The sequence below is a fragment of the Citrobacter sp. MGH103 genome, assembly GCF_001034475.2.
GTDB lineage: Bacteria > Pseudomonadota > Gammaproteobacteria > Enterobacterales > Enterobacteriaceae > Citrobacter > Citrobacter freundii.
The window spans coordinates 1,071,525-1,090,095 of the sequence record NZ_CP073043.1; the positions used below are offsets into that span (position 1 = coordinate 1,071,525).

General features: G+C 54.9%; 17 protein-coding genes. 12 read left to right on the forward strand and 5 right to left on the reverse strand.

Translation table 11 applies throughout. The annotated features are described in order from the left end of the window. Positions 1-148: 148 nt before the first annotated feature. The 9 genes from hycA to hycI all read left to right on the forward strand — a co-directional run bounded on the left by hycA (position 149) and on the right by hycI (position 8,027). The gene (gene hycA / locus SK33_RS05150; protein ID WP_003840271.1) at positions 149-607 is read left to right on the forward strand and encodes a formate hydrogenlyase regulator HycA; all 459 of its coding nucleotides are present in this window, start codon (positions 149-151) and stop codon (positions 605-607) included. A 143-nt stretch (positions 608-750) separates the two neighbouring features. Further along, a complete protein-coding gene (gene hycB / locus SK33_RS05155) occupies positions 751-1,362 on the forward strand; it encodes a formate hydrogenlyase subunit HycB (RefSeq protein ID WP_003825909.1) in 612 nt (203 codons plus the stop codon). After that, positions 1,359-3,185, forward strand: a complete 1,827-nt coding sequence (hycC, locus tag SK33_RS05160; RefSeq protein ID WP_032938321.1) for a formate hydrogenlyase subunit 3 — start codon at positions 1,359-1,361, stop codon at positions 3,183-3,185. The genes hycB and hycC overlap by 4 nt, the downstream gene beginning before the upstream one ends. 2 nt (positions 3,186-3,187) lie before the next feature. Further along, complete coding sequence (locus SK33_RS05165; protein ID WP_003037395.1) at positions 3,188-4,111, forward strand: respiratory chain complex I subunit 1 family protein; 924 nt, start codon at positions 3,188-3,190, stop codon at positions 4,109-4,111. 17 nt (positions 4,112-4,128) lie between these two features. Then, positions 4,129-5,838 carry a formate hydrogenlyase subunit HycE gene (gene hycE / locus SK33_RS05170; RefSeq protein ID WP_003037393.1) on the forward strand — a complete coding sequence of 570 codons (1,710 nt, stop codon included), beginning with the start codon at positions 4,129-4,131 and terminating at the stop codon, positions 5,836-5,838. A gap of 9 nt (positions 5,839-5,847) precedes the next feature. Beyond that, entirely contained in the window at positions 5,848-6,390 is a 543-nt protein-coding gene (gene hycF / locus SK33_RS05175) for a formate hydrogenlyase subunit HycF (RefSeq protein WP_003037391.1), read from the forward strand. After that, complete coding sequence (gene hycG / locus SK33_RS05180; protein WP_003037388.1) at positions 6,390-7,157, forward strand: formate hydrogenlyase subunit HycG; 768 nt, start codon at positions 6,390-6,392, stop codon at positions 7,155-7,157. Before hycF ends, hycG begins: the two co-directional genes overlap by 1 nt. Continuing rightward, positions 7,154-7,564, forward strand: coding sequence for a formate hydrogenlyase maturation HycH family protein (locus SK33_RS05185; RefSeq protein WP_044713365.1), 411 nt, complete (start codon positions 7,154-7,156; stop codon positions 7,562-7,564). Before hycG ends, SK33_RS05185 begins: the two co-directional genes overlap by 4 nt. After that, complete coding sequence (gene hycI / locus SK33_RS05190) at positions 7,557-8,027, forward strand: hydrogenase maturation peptidase HycI (protein WP_003037382.1); 471 nt, start codon at positions 7,557-7,559, stop codon at positions 8,025-8,027. The genes SK33_RS05185 and hycI overlap by 8 nt, the downstream gene beginning before the upstream one ends. Before the next feature lie 56 nt (positions 8,028-8,083). On the opposite strand, the gene SK33_RS05195 is transcribed toward hycI, so the two are convergent. The 3 genes from SK33_RS05195 to ascF form a co-directional block, all read right to left on the reverse strand. Further along, positions 8,084-8,323, reverse strand: coding sequence for a SymE family type I addiction module toxin (locus tag SK33_RS05195; protein WP_048218491.1), 240 nt, complete (start codon positions 8,321-8,323; stop codon positions 8,084-8,086). Positions 8,324-8,495: 172 nt separating this feature from the next. Then, positions 8,496-9,920 (reverse strand): 6-phospho-beta-glucosidase, encoded by a 1,425-nt coding sequence (locus SK33_RS05200; RefSeq protein ID WP_048218916.1) that lies wholly within the window; start codon positions 9,918-9,920, stop codon positions 8,496-8,498. A 22-nt stretch (positions 9,921-9,942) separates the two neighbouring features. After that, a complete protein-coding gene (ascF, locus tag SK33_RS05205) occupies positions 9,943-11,397 on the reverse strand; it encodes a PTS cellobiose/arbutin/salicin transporter subunit IIBC (RefSeq protein ID WP_048218490.1) in 1,455 nt (484 codons plus the stop codon). Positions 11,398-11,661: 264 nt separating this feature from the next. On the opposite strand from ascF, the gene SK33_RS05210 reads away from it, so the two are divergent. From SK33_RS05210 to hypF, 3 genes are all read left to right on the forward strand, one after another. Continuing rightward, positions 11,662-12,675, forward strand: a complete 1,014-nt coding sequence (locus SK33_RS05210) for a LacI family DNA-binding transcriptional regulator (protein WP_016150882.1) — start codon at positions 11,662-11,664, stop codon at positions 12,673-12,675. A 145-nt stretch (positions 12,676-12,820) separates the two neighbouring features. Next, positions 12,821-13,366, forward strand: a complete 546-nt coding sequence (hydN, locus tag SK33_RS05215) for an electron transport protein HydN (RefSeq protein WP_003037366.1) — start codon at positions 12,821-12,823, stop codon at positions 13,364-13,366. Between the two features lie 141 nt (positions 13,367-13,507). Further along, positions 13,508-15,748, forward strand: coding sequence for a carbamoyltransferase HypF (gene hypF / locus SK33_RS05220; RefSeq protein ID WP_048218489.1), 2,241 nt, complete (start codon positions 13,508-13,510; stop codon positions 15,746-15,748). A gap of 161 nt (positions 15,749-15,909) precedes the next feature. On the opposite strand, the gene norW is transcribed toward hypF, so the two are convergent. Together norW and norV are read right to left on the reverse strand one after the other, a co-directional pair. Next, entirely contained in the window at positions 15,910-17,043 is a 1,134-nt protein-coding gene (gene norW, locus SK33_RS05225; protein WP_048218487.1) for an NADH:flavorubredoxin reductase NorW, read from the reverse strand. Then, positions 17,040-18,488: an anaerobic nitric oxide reductase flavorubredoxin gene (norV, locus tag SK33_RS05230; protein WP_003037359.1), complete on the reverse strand. Its 1,449-nt coding sequence runs from the start codon at positions 18,486-18,488 to the stop codon at positions 17,040-17,042. Before norV ends, norW begins: the two co-directional genes overlap by 4 nt. Positions 18,489-18,571: the final 83 nt, after the last annotated feature.

Here is an 18,571-nt window from a genome sequence, read left to right on the forward strand (position 1 = left end):
TTTTTTTTCATTCGTGACAATGACGACAATGACGAAATGACATGTCGTCACCCGCCTTTAATTTTTTATCTATATGAAAATTAAGAAATTTAATTTTGGCATGAAATGTGCTTAAGGCTGTTCATCTCTGCTAAACGGGTAACCTGACATGACTATTTGGGAAATAAGCGAAAAAGCCGATTACATCGCTGAACGGCATCGTCGCCTACAGGACCAGTGGCGTATTTACTGTAACTCGCTGGTTCAGGGGATCACCCTGTCGAAAGCGCGTTTGCATCATGCAATGAGCTGTGCGCCGGACAAAGATCTCTGCTTTGTCCTTTTTGAACACTTCACTATCTACGTCACGCTGGCGGATGGCTTCAATAGCCACACCATCGAGTACTACGTCGAAACAAAAGATGGTGATGATAAGCAACTGATTGCACAGGCACAGTTGACCATCGACGGTCAAGTCGATGAGCGTTTCAGTAACCGCGATCGCGAACAGGTGCTGGAGCACTATCTCGAGAAAATCGCCACCGTCTACGACAGCCTGTACACCGCGGTTGAGAACAATATGCCGGTGAATTTAAGCCAACTGGTTGAGGGACATAGCCCGGCTTAAGCCTCAGGTGCTGTCCACTTTGTCATGATGCGGTTTACATACTGCGTCACGATGTTTTAGGGAATGGGCATGTCGAAAAATGTCGAAATGACATTTTGCAGACATGTTTTCGTCAAAAATGACTATCACCTGAGGAATGCCTGGTGAATCGTTTTGTAATTGCTGACTCCACTCTTTGTATTGGCTGCCACACCTGTGAAGCTGCCTGCTCAGAGACACATCGCCAGCATGGCCTGCAGTCAATGCCGCGCCTGAAAGTGATGTTAAATGAAAAAGAATCCGCGCCTCAGCTTTGCCACCAGTGTGAAGATGCGCCTTGCGCCACCGTGTGTCCGGTTAATGCCATTAACCGCGTTGATGGCGCCGTACAGCTGAATGAAAGCCTGTGCGTAAGCTGCAAACTGTGCGGGATCGCTTGTCCGTTTGGCGCGATAGAGTTTTCTGGTAGCCGTCCGCTGCATATCCCGGCAAACGCCAATACGCCAAAAGCGCCTCCGGCTCCGCCAGCGCCTGCTCGCGTGAGTTCGCTGCTGGACTGGGTTCCAGGCGTTCGTGCCATCGCGGTGAAATGCGATCTGTGCAGTTTTGATGAGCAAGGTCCGGCCTGCGTGCGCATGTGTCCGACCAAAGCCCTGCACCTGGTGAGCAACATGGATATCGCCCGCGCCAGCAAACGTAAGCGTGAGCTGACTTTCAATACCGATTTCGGCGATCTCACCTTGTTTCAGCAGGCTCAGAGTGGGGATGCAAAATGAGCGCAATTTCACTGATTAACAGCGGCGTGGCCTGGTTTACAGCGGCTGCGGTTCTGGCATTTCTGTTTTCATTTCATAAATCGCTGAGCGGCTGGATTGCTGGAGTTGGCGGTGCGGTCGGCAGCTTGTGTACGGCAGCCGCTGGTTTTACCGTTCTGACTAATGCGCTGGCGGTGAGCGGCGTGATGCCGTTTATTGGGCACAGTCTGCAAATTACTCCGCTGAATGCTATCTGGCTGATTACGCTGGGACTGTGCGGCCTGTTTGTCAGCCTGTACAACATTGACTGGCATCGTCATCCGCAGGTGAAAGCTAACGGCCTGCTGGTGAATCTGCTGATGGCCGCGGCGGTATGTGCGGTGGTTGCCAGCAACCTCGGTACGCTGGTGGTGATGGCGGAAATCATGGCGCTGTGTGCCGTGTTCCTCACCGGCTGCAGTAAAGAAGGCAAACTGTGGTTTGCGCTGGGGCGTATTGGTACGCTGCTGCTGGCGGTTGCCTGCTACCTTGTGTGGCAACGTTACGGCACTCTGGAGCTGCGTCTGCTAGACCTGCGCACCCAGGAGCTGCCGCTCGGGTCTGACATCTGGCTGCTGGGCGTGGCAGGTTTTGGCCTGCTGGCCGGGATTATTCCTCTGCATGGTTGGGTGCCACAGGCACACGCCAATGCCAGCGCACCGGCTGCGGCACTGTTCTCTACCGTCGTCATGAAGGTCGGTCTACTGGGTATTCTCTCCCTGTCGCTGCTGGGCGGTAATGCGCCGCTATGGTGGGGTGTTACGCTTCTGGTGTTGGGCATGATCACCGCATTTGTTGGCGGTCTGTATGCGCTGATGGAACACAATATCCAGCGCCTGCTGGCGTACCACACGCTGGAAAACATCGGCATTATTCTGCTGGGGCTAGGCGCTGGCGTGACCGGGATTTCCCTGAATCAACCGGCGCTGATTGCGCTGGGTTTGACCGGCGGTCTGTACCACCTGGTAAACCACAGCCTGTTCAAAAGCGTTCTGTTCCTGGGCGCAGGCAGCATCTGGTTCCGTACCGGTCATCGTGATATCGAAAAACTGGGCGGTATCGGCAAACGCATGCCGGTTATCTCTCTGGCGATGTTGGTTGGCCTGATGGCAATGGCCGCGCTGCCGCCGCTGAACGGTTTTGCCGGTGAGTGGGTTATCTATCAATCCTTCTTCAAGCTGGGTAACAGCGGGGCGTTTGTCGGTCGTCTGTTAGGGCCGTTGCTGGCGGTTGGGCTGGCAATTACCGGCGCGCTGGCGGTGATGTGTATGGCGAAAGTCTATGGCGTAACGTTCCTTGGCGCACCGCGTACGAAGGAAGCTGAGAATGCCTGCTGCGCACCAATCCTGATGAGCGTGAGCGTCGTTGCGCTGGCTATCTGCTGTGTGATTGGCGGCGTGGCTGCGCCGTGGCTGCTGCCGATGATCTCCTCTGCCGTTCCGCTGCCGCTGGAAACTGCGAACACCACCGTTTCTCAGCCGATGATCACGCTGCTGCTGATCGCATGTCCGCTGCTGCCGTTCATCATCATGGCAATTTTCAAAGGCAACCGTCTGCCGTCGCGTTCACGCGGTGCGGCATGGGTGTGTGGTTACGATCACGAGCAGTCAATGGTCATTACCGCGCACGGTTTTGCCATGCCGGTGAAAGAAGCCTTTGCCCCGGTACTCAAACTGCGTAAGTGGTTGAATCCGGTATCACTGGTTCCGGGCTGGCAGAATGCGGCTGCGCCGGTGCTGTTCCGTCGCCTGGCGCTGATTGAGCTGGCGGTGCTGGTGGTGATTGTGGTTTCACGAGGAGCCTGAAAATGAGTGTTTTATATCCGTTAATTCAGGCGCTGGTGCTGTTTGCCGTTGCGCCGCTGCTGTCCGGCGTTACCCGCGTGGCGCGTGCGCGTTTGCACAATCGCCGTGGTCCTGGCGTTTTGCAGGAATACCGCGACATTATCAAACTGCTGGGCCGTCAGAGCATTGCGCCTGCGGATTCCAGCTGGGTCTTCCGCCTGACGCCGTTTGTGATGGTGGGCGTGATGCTGACTATCGCCACTGCGCTACCGGTAGTTACCGTTGGCTCACCGCTGCCACAACTGGGCGATCTGATCACCTTAATTTACCTGTTCGCCATTGCCCGTTTCTTCTTCTCTATCGCGGGACTGGATACCGGTAGCCCGTTTACCGCCATTGGTGCCAGCCGTGAAGCGATGCTCGGCGTGCTGGTTGAACCTATCCTGTTGCTGGGGCTGTGGGTAGCGGCACAGGTTGCGGGTTCAACCCATATCAGCAATATCGCCGATACCATTTACCACTGGCCTGCTGCGCACAGCATCCCGCTGATTCTGGCACTGTGTGCCTGTGCTTTCGCCACCTTTATCGAAATGGGCAAACTGCCATTCGATCTGGCAGAAGCAGAGCAAGAGCTGCAGGAAGGCCCATTGACTGAATACAGCGGCAGCGGTTTTGCCGTGCTGAAATGGGGCATTAGCCTCAAGCAACTGGTCGTTCTGCAAATGTTCGTTGGTGTGTTCCTGCCGTGGGGACAGATGGAAACCTTCACCGCGGGTGGGCTGCTGCTGGCGCTGGTGATTGCCGTCGTCAAGCTGGTCCTCGGCGTGCTGGTCATCGCCCTGTTCGAAAACAGCATGGCGCGTCTGCGTTTTTGCGCCACTTCACGCGTGACCTGGGCCGGTTTTGGGTTTGCGTTTTTAGCGTTCGTCTCCTTGCTGGTGGCGTGATTTAAGAGAGTTTGAGCATGTCTGAAGAAAAATTAGGTCAACAATATCTCGCTGCGCTGCATCAGGCCTTTCCGGGCGTGGTACTGGATGAAGCTTGGCAGACCAAAGATCAGCTGACGATCACCGTCAAGGTGAACTACCTGCCGGAAGTGGTGGAGTTCCTGTACTACAAACAGGGCGGCTGGTTGTCCGTGTTGTTTGGTAACGACGAACGCCAGCTGTGCGGCCATTACGCTGTTTATTACGTGATGTCGATGGAGCAGGGCACCAAATGCTGGATAACCGTCCGCGTTGAAGTCGATGCCAATAAGCTGGAGTTCCCGTCCGTCACGCCGCGCGTTCCGGCTGCGGTCTGGGGCGAGCGCGAAGTGCGCGATATGTACGGTTTGATCCCGGTTGGCTTGCCGGATGAGCGTCGTCTGGTACTGCCCGATGACTGGCCGGACGAACTCTATCCGCTGCGTAAAGACAGCATGGATTATCGTCAGCGCCCGGCGCCGACTACCGATGCTGAAACCTACGAGTTCATCAATGAACTGGGCGACAAGAAAAATAACGTGGTGCCGATTGGCCCGTTGCACGTCACCTCCGATGAACCCGGTCACTTCCGCCTGTTCGTGGACGGCGAGAACATTATCGATGCCGACTACCGTCTGTTCTATGTCCACCGCGGCATGGAGAAACTGGCGGAAACCCGTATGGGTTACAACGAAGTGACGTTCCTGTCAGATCGCGTGTGTGGCATCTGCGGCTTTGCGCATAGCACCGCCTATACCACCTCCGTTGAGAATGCGATGGGTATCGTGGTGCCGGAACGTGCGCAGATGATCCGTGCCATTCTACTGGAAGTTGAGCGTCTGCACTCGCACCTGCTGAACCTCGGCCTGGCCTGTCACTTCACCGGTTTTGACTCCGGCTTTATGCAGTTCTTCCGCGTGCGTGAAACGTCGATGAAGATGGCGGAGATCCTCACCGGGGCACGTAAAACTTACGGTCTGAACCTGATCGGCGGTATCCGTCGTGATCTGCTGAAAGAAGATATGATCCAGACCCGTCAACTGGCGCAGCAGATGCGTCGTGACGTGCAGGAACTGGTCGATATGCTGCTCAGTACGCCGAATATGGAACAGCGTACCGTTGGTATTGGTCGTCTGGATCCGGAAATTGCCCGTGACTTCAGTAACGTCGGCCCGATGGTTCGCGCCAGCGGCCACGCGCGTGACACCCGCGCCGATCACCCGTTTGTCGGCTATGGTCTGCTGCCGATGGAAGTTCATAGCGAGCAAGGCTGCGATGTTATTTCTCGTCTGAAAGTTCGTATTAATGAAGTCTACACCGCACTGAATATGATCGACTTTGGTCTGGATAACCTGCCGGGCGGCCCGCTGATGGTGGAAGGCTTTACCTACATTCCTCACCGTTTCGCACTGGGCTTTGCTGAAGCGCCGCGCGGAGATGACATTCACTGGAGCATGACCGGCGACAACCAGAAACTGTATCGCTGGCGCTGCCGTGCGGCGACCTACGCCAACTGGCCGACGCTGCGCTACATGCTGCGTGGTAATACCGTTTCCGATGCGCCGCTGATTATCGGTAGCCTCGATCCTTGCTACTCCTGTACTGACCGTATGACCGTGGTCGATGTACGTAAGAAGAAGAGCAAAGTCGTGCCGTACAAAGAACTTGAGCGCTACAGCATCGAGCGTAAAAACTCGCCGCTGAAATAAGGAATCGCCATGTTTACCTTTATCAAAAAAGTCATCAAAACCGGGGCACCGACGTCGTCGTATCCGCTGGAGCCGATCGCGGTCGATAAAAACTTCCGTGGCAAACCGGAACATAATCCGCAGCAGTGTATTGGCTGCGCGGCCTGTGTAAATGCGTGCCCGTCGAACGCGCTGACGGTCGAAACCGATCTGGCCACCAATGAGCTGGCGTGGCAGTTCAACCTCGGTCGCTGCATCTTCTGCGCCCGTTGCGAAGAAGTTTGCCCGACGGCGGCGATCAAGCTGTCGCAGGAGTATGAGCTGGCGGTGTGGAAGAAAGAGGATTTCCTGCAGCAGTCCCGCTTTGCGCTGTGTAATTGCCGCGTATGTAACCGTCCGTTTGCGGTACAAAAAGAGATTGATTACGCCATTGCGCTGCTTAAGCACAACGGTGATAGCCGCGCGGAAAACCACCGTGAAAGCTTTGAGACCTGCCCGGACTGTAAGCGCCAGAAATGCCTGGTGCCGTCTGATCGTATTGAACTGACTCGCCATATGAAAGAGGCCAGCTGATGAGCAATTTATTAGGCCCACGTGACGCCAACGGTATTCCGGTACCGATGACGGTGGATGAATCCATTGCCAGCATGAAAGCGTCGCTGCTAAAAAGCATCAAGCGTTCAGCGTACGTTTACCGTGTGGACTGCGGCGGCTGCAACGGTTGCGAAATCGAAATCTTCGCCACGCTTTCTCCGCTGTTTGACGCCGAACGTTTTGGCATCAAAGTGGTACCGTCCCCGCGTCATGCGGATATCCTGCTGTTTACCGGCGCGGTAACCCGTGCCATGCGCTCTCCGGCGCTACGCGCCTGGCAGTCTGCGCCAGACCCGAAAATTTGTATCTCTTACGGTGCTTGCGGTAACAGCGGCGGTATTTTCCACGACTTATACTGCGTATGGGGCGGCACGGACAAAATCGTACCGGTGGATGTCTATATCCCTGGCTGCCCGCCAACGCCTGCAGCCACGCTGTATGGTTTTGCCATGGCGCTGGGTCTGCTGGAACAAAAAATTCACGCGCGTGCGCCGGGTGAACTGGACGAACAGCCCGCCGAAATTCTGCATCCGGATATGGTTCAGCCGCTGCGAGTGAAGGTGGATCGCGAGGCTCGCCGTCTGGCGGGATACCGCTACGGTCGCCAGATTGCTGATGACTATATGACGCAGTTAGGGCAGGGCGAGCATCAGGTGGCGCGCTGGCTGGAGGCGGAAAACGATCCGCGTCTGACCGAGATCGTCACGCATCTTAACCATGTTGTCGAAGAGGCGCGTATCCGATGAGTGAAACGGTGGTGTTCAGTCAACTGAGCCGTAAGTTTATTGATGAGAACGATGCGACGCCCGCTGAGGCGCAGCAGGTTGTCTATTACAGCCTGGCGATTGGTCACCACCTTGGGATCATCGATTGCCTGGAAGCGGCGTTAACTTGTCCATGGGACGAATATCTGGCATGGATTGCTACCCTTGCTGAGGGAAGCGAAGCTCGCCGGAAAATGGAAGGTGTGCCGAAATACGGCGAGATCGTTATCGATTTCAACCATGTGCAAATGCTGGCACGCGCGTTCGATGATGCGCGTGCCATACAGACCCCGCAGCAGCAGGAGTGGAGCAAACTGATGCTTAGCATGCTGCACGACATACACCAGGAAAGCGCCATCTATCTGATGGTGAGGAGACACCGTGACTGACGTTTTATTATGTGTGGGTAACAGCATGATGGGCGATGACGGCGCGGGCCCGCTGCTGGCTGAAATGTGTGCTGCAAATCCTCAAGGCAACTGGGTTGTCATCGACGGCGGCAGTGCGCCAGAGAACGATATTGTCGCCATCCGTGAACTGCGTCCGCAACGTTTATTGATTGTTGATGCTACCGATATGGGGCTAAACCCTGGTGAAATCCGCATTATCGATCCCGATGACATTGCCGAGATGTTCATGATGACCACCCATAACATGCCGCTGAATTACCTGGTCGATCAGCTGAAAGATGACGTTGGTGAGGTGATTTTCCTCGGCATTCAACCGGACATCGTCGGTTTTTACTACCCGATGACACAGCCGATCAAAGATGCTGTTGATACCGTCTATCAGCGATTAGCCGGTTGGGAAGGACACGGTGGATTCTCCGAGCTGGAAGCGCCAGAAGAGTAAACCGTATCAGTGCCGGATGTGAACGACATCCGGCCTGTTTTCCCAGTGTATCCTCGTCATTCAATTGCCTGCTCAATAATTAATTTCCCCTGCATCACTGATACATTCACTGCTGTACCGGTCGGAAATCCAGCTTGTTCCAGCCAGTCGCCGTTCAGCGTGAGCGAGGCGTGCCGACTGATTCGTCGCGTGTAACCCGTTTTTGGATCTTCATGGCGTTTTCTGACATAGCTGACTTTCAAGCGACGTACCGGTTTGGTGATTACCTCTGCTGATTTACTCTTTTTATCAAACATGCACGCTTCCTTGTGGTGAACGGCCAGGATTAAAAACTACTGAATAAAATGCCAGTAAAAAAGGATGAGGGCAAACCTGAAACTGGAAGGACGATTCCACATCTGGAATGTAATAAATGAAATGAAAATATGTAATTCTGCCGGAAGACTGTAACCCCCTCCGGCAGATCTGTTATGCCAGATCGGCGCCGTTGCTGGCGATTACTTTTTTGTACCACCAGAATGATTTCTTACGGGTGCGCTCCAGCGTGCCGTTGCCCGCGTCATCGCGGTCCACATACACAAAACCGTAGCGTTTGCTCATCTCACCGGTTGAGGCAGAAACCAGATCGATACAGCCCCAGGTGGTGTAACCCATCAGGGGCACGCCATCTTCAATCGCGTCTGCCATGGCGCGAATATGTTCGCGTAAATAGCTAATGCGATAGTCGTCATTGATCTCACCATTGGCATCGATTTCATCCTTCGCTCCTAGCCCGTTCTCCACCAGAAATAGCGGTTTCTGGTAGCGGTCATACATCATATTCATGGTGATGCGCAGACCAAGCGGATCGATGCCCCAGCCCCATTCGCTGGCCGCAATATACGGATTACGCAGCGACTTCACCACGTTGGCGGCGCTGGTATTGCCGGTGTTCATTTCCGCCGAGGCGCAGCGCGATGCGTAATAGCTGAACGAGACGAAATCGACGGTGTTTTTCAGGATGTCGTCATCTTCTGGGGATTTTTCTATGACCACGCCTTTTTCGCGAAACACGCGGGCAGAATAAGCCGGGTAGGCCCCGCGCGCCTGCACATCAATAAAGAACAGGTTTTCGCGGTCTTTTTCCAGCGCGGTCCACACATCTTCTGGTTTACAGGAATAAGGATAAAAATTACCGCCAGCCAGCATACAACCGACCTGGTTTTGCGGATTAATTTCATGGGCTATTTTAGTCGCCAGGGCACTGGCTATCAGTTCGTGGTGAGCGGACTGATATTTCACCTGATCCTGATTTTCACCTTCTTCAAATACCAGCCCGGCGCCTGAAAAGGGGCTGTGCAGCATAATGTTGATTTCGTTGAACGTCAGCCAGTATTTCACCAGGCCATCAAAGGCTTCGAAGCAGGTACGGGCGTAGCGGGTAAAGAACTCAACCATTTTGCGGTTACGCCAGGAGCCGTACTCGGTGACCAGATGCATTGGCACATCGAAGTGACATAGCGTGACTAATGGCTCAATACCGTATTTTTTACACTCGGCAAACACGCTCTGGTAAAACGCGATGCCCTCTTTATTCGGCGTCAGCTCATCGCCGTTAGGGTAGAGACGGCTCCAGGCAATGGAAGTACGAAATACCGTAAAACCCATTTCTGCCATCAGCGCGATATCTTCTTTATAGCGATGATAAAAGTCGATCGCCTGATGGCTAGGATAAAATTCGTTATCCCGCAGCGCAAAGCGCTTTTCCTGACCCAGCTTGACGGGCATCCGATGTGTGCCGTGGGGGATCATATCGACGGTAGTCAGTCCTTTGCCGCCTTCCCGGTATGCCCCTTCAGACTGGTTGGCGGCCAGTGCGCCGCCCCATAAAAATCCTTGCGGAAAAACAGACATAATTAACCTCAGTTCATACCAGTCAAATGCTGGCTCCATTGATATTGCCCGGTTGTGCGGCCTGGTTTTTTCTGGCCTGCGCGGCTGCATCTTCGACAGGGATATCTTCAAAGCCGAGAATCAGCGTTAATACAAAGGAAAGCACTACCGCCAGCGCCATCACGCCAAATACCCAAACGATGGTCATCGGATTGACCGGATCGAAAAACTGGACGCTGGTGAACAGGCCAGGAGCTGCCATGGAGTGGCTTGCAAGTCCGGCCATTCCGGCAACGGCACCGCAGATAAAACCGCTGATAAGACTCGCAATCAGTGGTCGTTTCAGGCGGATCGCTACGCCATACAGCGCAGGTTCGGAAATCCCCGCCATGATGGCGGAGGCGGCTGCCGCTAACGCCGTCTGACGCAGTTCCGGGTTCTTGGTTTTCCATGCCACTGCCAGCGATGAACCACCTAACGACAAGTTGGCGCCGATTTCTGACGGCATCACCATGCCTTCTTTTCCGGTTTCGGCAATGGTCTGAATAATGGTTGGCGTAAAGACACGGTGCATACCGGTCATTACCAGCAGCGGCCACAGTGCGCCCATAATGGCCACCGACAGCCAGCCGAGATAGCCGTGGATGGTATAGACCAGCGCTGAAATTGCGCTACCGATCCAGATGCCGATCGGGCCAATGATGACGATGGCAAGTGGCGCGGCTATCAGCACGATTAGCATTGGTTTAAGGAAGTTTTTGGTTACCGCCGGAGTGATGCGATCGACCCAACGTTCGATGTATGACAGGCACCAGGTCATCACCAGCGCCGGGATCACCGTGTAGGTGTATTTCACTGCCGTCACCGGGATTAGGGCAAACTCAACGTGCTCACCCTGCGCAGCCTTCGCCATCAGATCGATGAAGCTGGGATGCACCAGTACGCCCGCGATGGCGATTGCCAACGACATGTTGGTTTTGAATTTGATAGCGGCCGACGCGGCGACCATCAGCGGCAGGAAGAAAAATGCGCCGTCACCGATAACGGTCAGAATGGTGAGCGTGGACGATCCTTTCTCCAGCACGCCGGTCATTTCGAGGATCATTGCCAGCAGCTTGAGCATTGATCCGCCGATAATTGCCGGGATCAACGGCGACATGGTGCCGATCAGCGCGTCGAGGATCCCCGCGCCAATCCGCTTCAGCGTCAGTCGGGGTTTGGTTTGCGGCTCAGCAGGCTGCATATTGGCAGGTAACAGGCTGACCAATTCGCGATACGCCTGCGAAACGGTGTTGCCGATGATCACCTGGCACTGGTTATCGCTACGCACCACGCCAAGTACGCCAGAAAGCGTCTTCAGCGTCGCGCTGTCGACCTGCGAGTCATCTTTGATAACGAAACGCAAACGGGTCATACAGTGGGTCACTGCTGTGATGTTGTCGACGCCTCCCAGAGCCGTCACAACGGAGCGCGCCAGCGCTGCATAATTCTTGGACATCGGATTTAATCCTGTTTTATCAGTAGGGTACGTTATGTTTTATCCGTTTACGTTGGGTCGCTTTTCTGGGTTATGAAACGCAGATAGGAAACCGGTTCCACAAAATAATGTTTAAAATATTAGTAGTGAGCAAGATTTAATTTTGATCATTTTTTGTAATTGTGACTCCGATCACCAGATGTCAGCGTCTGCGATTTAGCAGCAAGGACAGCGGCGAAACGGTGCAGTACACTGCGTCACATTGAGAGAATAGGGATGAGTAATATGACCACGATGCTGGAGGTGGCGAAGCGTGCCGGGGTGTCGAAGGCGACAGTTTCCCGGGTGCTTTCCGGAAACGGCTATGTCAGCCAGGAGACCAAAGACCGCGTGTTTCAGGCCATTGAAGAGAGTGGTTACCGCCCAAACTTGCTGGCGCGCAGTCTGGCGGCGAAAACCACGCAGACGCTGGGCCTGGTGGTAACAAATACCCTTTATCACGGCGTCTATTTCAGCGAGCTGCTGTTTCATACCGCGCGGATGGCGGAAGATAAAGGACGCCAGTTGTTGCTGGCTGACGGTAAGCACAGCGCTGAGGAAGAGCGTCAGGCGATCCAGTACCTGCTCGACCTGCGCTGTGACGCGATTATGATTTATCCGCGTTTTCTCAGCGTGGATGAGATTGACGATATCATCGATGCCCACAGCCAGCCAATTATGGTGCTTAATCGACGCCTGCGGAAAAACAGTAGCCACAGCGTATGGTGTGATCAAAAGCAGACCAGCTTTAACGCCGTTACTCAGCTCATTGCCGCCGGGCATAAAGAGATTGGTTTTATTACCGGCTCGATGGATTCTCCAACCGGCGTGGAGCGACTTTCAGGTTATAAAGACGCGCTGGCACATCATGGTATCGCGCTAAATAATGATCTGATTGTTAAAGGGAAATGGACGCCAGCCTGCGGCGCAGCGGGTGTGGATACTTTGCTTTCGCGCAAGGTCAATTTTACCGCGCTGGTGGCCAGTAATGACGATATGGCGATCGGCGCGATGAAGCAGTTGCACGAGCATGGCGTGAGCGTTCCTGCACAGGTGTCGGTGATTGGCTTTGATGATATCGCCCTCGCGGCATACACTATTCCGGCGCTTTCCAGCGTTAAAATTCCGGTAACAGAAATGATTCAGGAAACGATTGGGCGCCTGATCTTTATGTTGGGTGACGGGGCGTTTACGCCGCCAAAGACTTTCACCGGTGAACTCATCCAGCGCGACTCAGTTGCGCCGCCCGCTTCGCGCTGACGGCTGTCATTTGTCATCGTCACTAGTGACGATGACACACTCTTCTTGCGTTCTTCAAAATAAAATCCCTTTAATAACAGCAAATTAAATTCTGGCACGATTTGTGAATGCTTCGGCAGATATTCTGTCATTGCTGGAGAAATTGATGAACCGTTTCATCATTGCAGACGCCAATAAATGCATTGGTTGCCGTACCTGTGAAGTGGCCTGCGTGGTATCCCATCAGGATAACCAGGACTGCGCATCGCTGACCCCTGAAACTTTTTTACCCCGCATTCACGTCATCAAAGGCGTTAATGTCTCCACGGCGACGCTGTGCCGCCAGTGTGAAGACGCGCCGTGCGCTAACGTCTGCCCGAACGGTGCGATCAGCCGTGATAAAGGTTTTGTTCACGTAATGCAGGAACGCTGCATTGGCTGTAAAACTTGCGTTGTGGCTTGTCCTTACGGCGCAATGGAAGTAGTCGTGCGTCCGGTTGTGCGTAACAGCGGCGCGGGTCTGAACGTCCGTGCAGAAAAAGCTGAAGCCAATAAGTGCGACCTGTGCCACCATCGCGAGGCCGGTCCTGCCTGTATGGAAGTGTGCCCGACTCACGCGCTGATTTATGTCGATCGCAATAAGCTTGAGCAACTTAGTGCGGAAAAACGCCGTCGCGCGGCGCTGGATTCCACCGCATCTTTGCTGTTCTGATATCTGAAAATCCGCGTAAAATACGGTAGTACTTATGCCGGATGGCGCGATGCTTATCCGGCCTACTGTTCGCATCCCCGTAGGCCTGATAAGCATCGCGCCATCAGGCTAACCGGGATTGATGACTGCGGGAATAATCTAATGACAATAAACACCCTCTCCGGCGTACAGTTGCGTATTCGCGGCAAAGTACAGGGCGTCGGATTTCGCCCCTACGTCTGGCAACTGGCGCAGCGGTTACAACTGCATGGCGATGTGTGTAACGACGGTGATGGTGTGGTTGTGCGTTTACAGGAAGATCCGGCGGAATTTATTGCGCAGTTACATCAACACTGCCCACCGCTGGCGCGCATTGACAGCGTTGAGAGCGAAGCAATCGCCTGGACGCAGCAGCCTGCCGATTTCTCGATTCGTCAAAGTGCTGGCGGTACGATGAATACGCAAATCGTTCCGGATGCCGCGACTTGTCCCGAATGCCTTGTTGAAATGAATACCCCCGGCGAACGTCGCTACCGATACCCCTTTATCAACTGCACCCACTGTGGTCCACGCTTTACGATTATCCGCGCCATGCCCTATGACCGCCCGTTCACCGTGATGGCGTCGTTCCCACTCTGTGCGCAATGTGACAAAGAGTATCGTGACCCGTATGATCGTCGCTTCCATGCCCAGCCCGTTGCCTGTCCGGCGTGCGGCCCTCATCTTGAGTGGTTCAGCACGGATGAGCGGGCGGAGAAAGAAGAGGCGCTGCAGGCGGCGGTATCGCGACTGAAAGCAGGCGGTATTGTGGCGGTTAAAGGCATTGGTGGGTTTCATCTGGTGTGCGATGCGCGCAATGATGACGCCGTCGCGCTGCTCAGGCTGCGTAAACACCGTCCGGCGAAACCGCTGGCGGTAATGCTGCCAGGTGATGACGGACTGCCTGAACCCGCGCGTCGTTTACTCACAACCCCCGCCGCACCGATCGTGCTGGTGCAGAAACGCTATGTCGCTGCATTGAGCGAGGGCATTGCGCCAGGGTTAACGGAAGTGGGCGTCATGCTGCCCGCGAATCCATTGCAGCATTTGCTCTTACAAGAGATGAATTGTCCACTGGTGATGACCTCCGGCAACCTCAGCGGCAGGCCTCCGGCCATTACCAACGCCCAGGCGCTGGAAGATTTAAGTGCGATTGCTGATGGTTTCCTGCTGCATAACCGCGAAATTGTGCAGCGGATGGATGACTCCGTGGTGCGTGACAGTGGGGAAATGCTGCGTCGTTCCCGGGGTTACGTGCCGGATGCGGTCGCGCTGCCGCCAGGATTTCGCGACGTGCCGCCGATGCTGTGCTTAGGCGCGGATCTGAAAAATACCTTCTGCTTGGTGCGTGGCGAACAGGCGGTTATCAGCCAGCATTTAGGCGATCTCAGCGATGACGGCATTCAGCAGCAGTGGCGTGATGCGCTACGCCTGATCCAGAATATTTATGATTTTACGCCACAGCGTATCGTACATGATGCCCACCCTGGCTATGTTTCCAGCCAGTGGGCCAGCGAAATGAATCTGCCAACCGAAACGGTATTGCATCACCATGCTCATGCCGCTGCATGTCTTGCCGAGCACGGCTGGCCGCTCGATGGCGGCGATGTGATTGCTCTGACGCTGGACGGCATCGGCATGGGGGAAAATGGCGCGTTGTGGGGCGGCGAATGTCTGCGGGTCAACTATCGTGAATGCGAACACCTTGGCGGCTTACCGGCGGTAGCGCTGGCGGGCGGCGATTTAGCGGCAAAACAGCCATGGCGCAATCTGCTCGCGCAGTGCCTGCGTTTTGTTCCTGACTGGCAGCGTTACCCAGAAACATCGGGGCTACAGCATCAAAACTGGAACGTACTGGCGCGCGCCATCGAGCGGGGAATCAATGCCCCGCTGGCATCGTCGTGCGGACGACTGTTTGATGCGGTTGCCGCCGCGTTGCATTGTGCGCCGGAATCGTTGAGTTATGAAGGTGAGGCGGCCTGTGCGCTGGAGGCGCTGGCATCGCAGTGTGCAGGTGTTGATCACCCTGTTACGGTGCCGCTTAATGGCAATCAACTGGACTTAGCAATTTTTTGGCAGCAATGGCTGACCTGGCAGACCGCCCCTGCAGAAAGAGCGTGGGCGTTTCACGACGCGCTGGCGTGTGGTTTTGCCACGCTGATGCGTGAGCAGGCCGAAGCGCGCGGAATTAAAACGTTAGTATTCAGCGGTGGCGTGATGCATAACCGCTTATTGTCGGCCCGTCTGGCGTTTTATCTGCGTGATTTTACCTTACTGTTCCCGCAGCGTTTACCGGCGGGCGACGGCGGGTTGTCATTGGGGCAGGGCGTGATTGCCGCGGCGCGGGTGTTGACGCAAAAATAAAAAAAGCCCCGGGACTGGCGGGGCAAGAAAAACATGTCGGGGCATACCGACAAGTGGCAACGCACATCCATGTGCGTGAGGTTAATAAATCAGTAGCAGCGTTGCCGGGCAAAGTCGTAGGCCGGATAAGACGCGAAGCGGCGCTATCCGGCATCACAGACTTACACGGGCAACGTTTTCAGCAGCGCAAAGGCCTCTTTCATGCGGCCTTCACTGACGACAAATGCACACAGCTGGCCTTCGTCGTTCATCCCTCTGGCGACCATCCCCTGTGCTTCGGCGGCGATGTGCCAGTTCAGATCGCGGCGCTGGGTTTCCCCGGCCAAATGTAAAGGCAGTTCTGGCGTTTTGACTTTTACCAGCATGGCTGGCAGTTTCAATGGCGCATTGCCGCCGAGCAGGTTTTTCGCCAGATACATGGCGCTCAGCTGAATCGGCTGCAGGAACGGGAGCACCTGACCGTTAATCTCCGCACAGTCGCCGAGAGCATAAATGTCCGGGTGGCTGGTTTGCAGGTAGCTGTCGACGCAGACGCCACGATTGATGTTCAATCCGGCGCGACGCGCCAGTGCGGTTTCCGGTCGCAGTCCGGTGGCGGCAATCACCGCATCGACTTCTACGTTGCGGCTACGATCGAGCGTGGCGCGAATACCGGTGCTGGTTTTCTCCAGGCTCTGAAGCTGTGATTTCAGCAGCAGGTGTACGCCCATATCGGTCAGACGATGCTGTAAGCGACTGCTGACTTCCGGCGGCATCAGCGAAGCCAGAATGCTGGCGGCGTTGTCGATAAGCGTTACCGCTTTACCGGCACGACAAAAATCCATCGCCAGTTCACTACCAATCAAGCCGCCGCCGACAATCAGCACCCGCTGGGCGTCACGCAGCTGCGTTTCACAAGCGCGATACTCTTGTTGGCTGTTCAACGTGAGCATTAACTCACGTCCGGTAACCGGCGGTACAAAGGCTGAAGCGCCCGTCGCCAGCACCAGCTTGTCGTACTGCCACTGCTTGTCCTGACTTTTCACTACGTGGGCATCGGCATCGATGTCGGTTACCCAGGTATGTGGGAACAGGCGCAAATTAAACTGTTCGGCAAACTCCCCCGCCGACTGGCGGGTGAGGTCGTCTGCACGCTGTGACTGACTGATAACGTGGCTGAGATCGGGCTTGTTGTACTCATCCATGCTGTCCGCGGCAATCAAGGTCAGCGGAACATTCGCATCCTGCTTACGGATATTTTTGACTAACTGGCGGGCGGCGAAGCCCGAACCAATGATGACAATGCCGTGACTCATTTTGCCTCCGTTGCCAGTACGTCGAAGACGTCTTTACCTAGTGAGCATTCCGGGCACAGGAAGTTGTCCGGAACTTCGCTCCATGGCGTACCCGGTGCAACGTCCTGCAACGGTTCGCCTTTCGCCGGATCGTAAATCCACTGGCACACGCTGCACTGCATGCTTGGACCAAGATCGGCGGCAGCCGCAGCGGCACATGCACAGGCTTCTTCCTGGGCTACGGCTTTCACGGTTGTTTCCGGCAATGGAGCCAGCGCCCACTGACGCGCGATTTCACGGCCGTGCTGGCGGCACAGTTCCAGTGCATCCTGGTCCGGACGCCATTTCGCTTTCAGGCTCAGTGACATCTCGAAACCTGCATCCTGCAAACGCGTGGACAAACGGTCTACTGCACCGCCGCTCCAGCCGTGTGAACCAAAGGCGCTGGCACGCTTGTTACGAAAACGCAGGCCGGTCATCTCTTCCACCAGACCGGCGATTTTCGGCATCATCACGTTGTTCATTGTGGAAGTCCCGACCAGCACGCCTTTAGAGCGGAAGACGTTGGTCAAAACTTCGTTTTTGTCGCTGCGGGCGACGTTAAAGATTTTCACCGCTACATTCGGGTCAACTTCGTTGATGCCCTGGGCAATCGCGTCCGCCATCATGCGGGTGTTGTTGGACATAGTGTCGTAGAAAATGGTGATGCGGTCTTCCTGATAATCTGCCGCCCATTTCAGGTACAGCTCAACGATTTGTGTCGGGTTGTCGCGCCATACCACGCCATGGGAAGTGGCAATCATATCGACCGGCAGGTTGAAGCCGAGGATCTCAGTAATTTTCGGTGTAACCAGACGGCTGAATGGCGTCAGGATGTTGGCGTAGTAACGCTGGCACTGTTCGAACAGTTCAGTCTGGTCAACTTCGTCGTTAAACAGACGTTCGTCGCAGTAGTGCTGACCGAAGGCGTCGTTACTGAACAGCACCGCATCGCCGGTCATGTAGGTCATCATACTGTCCGGCCAGTGCAGCATCGGCGTTTCAACGAAGATCAGCTGCTTGCCGTTACCAATGTCCAGCGAATCACCGGTTTTCACTACGTTAAAGTTCCATTCCGGGTGATGGTGGTGCCCGTTGATAGAGTCAATGGCGTTGGCGGTGCAGTAAATCGGCGTGTCCGGGATGCAGGACATCAGCTCGGTCAGCGCCCCGGCATGGTCTTCTTCAGCGTGGTTAATGATGATGTAGTCGATATCCGCGAGGTCAATTTCACTGCGCAGATTCTGCACGAATTCACGACTAAACTTGTGGTCTACTGTATCGATCAGGACATTTTTTTCTTCACGGATGAGATAGCTGTTGTAGCTGCTGCCGCGCAGCGTTTTGTATTCAGTTCCGTGGAAATCACGCACTTCCCAGTCACGTTGGCCAACCCAATGAATGTTATTTTTAACCAGAATAGACATAACAACCTCAATTAATTCAGCGTTTTTCAAAAAAGATGTTTTGCTAATTGCAGGTTGCGTGCCAAATTTTTATTTATTTGATT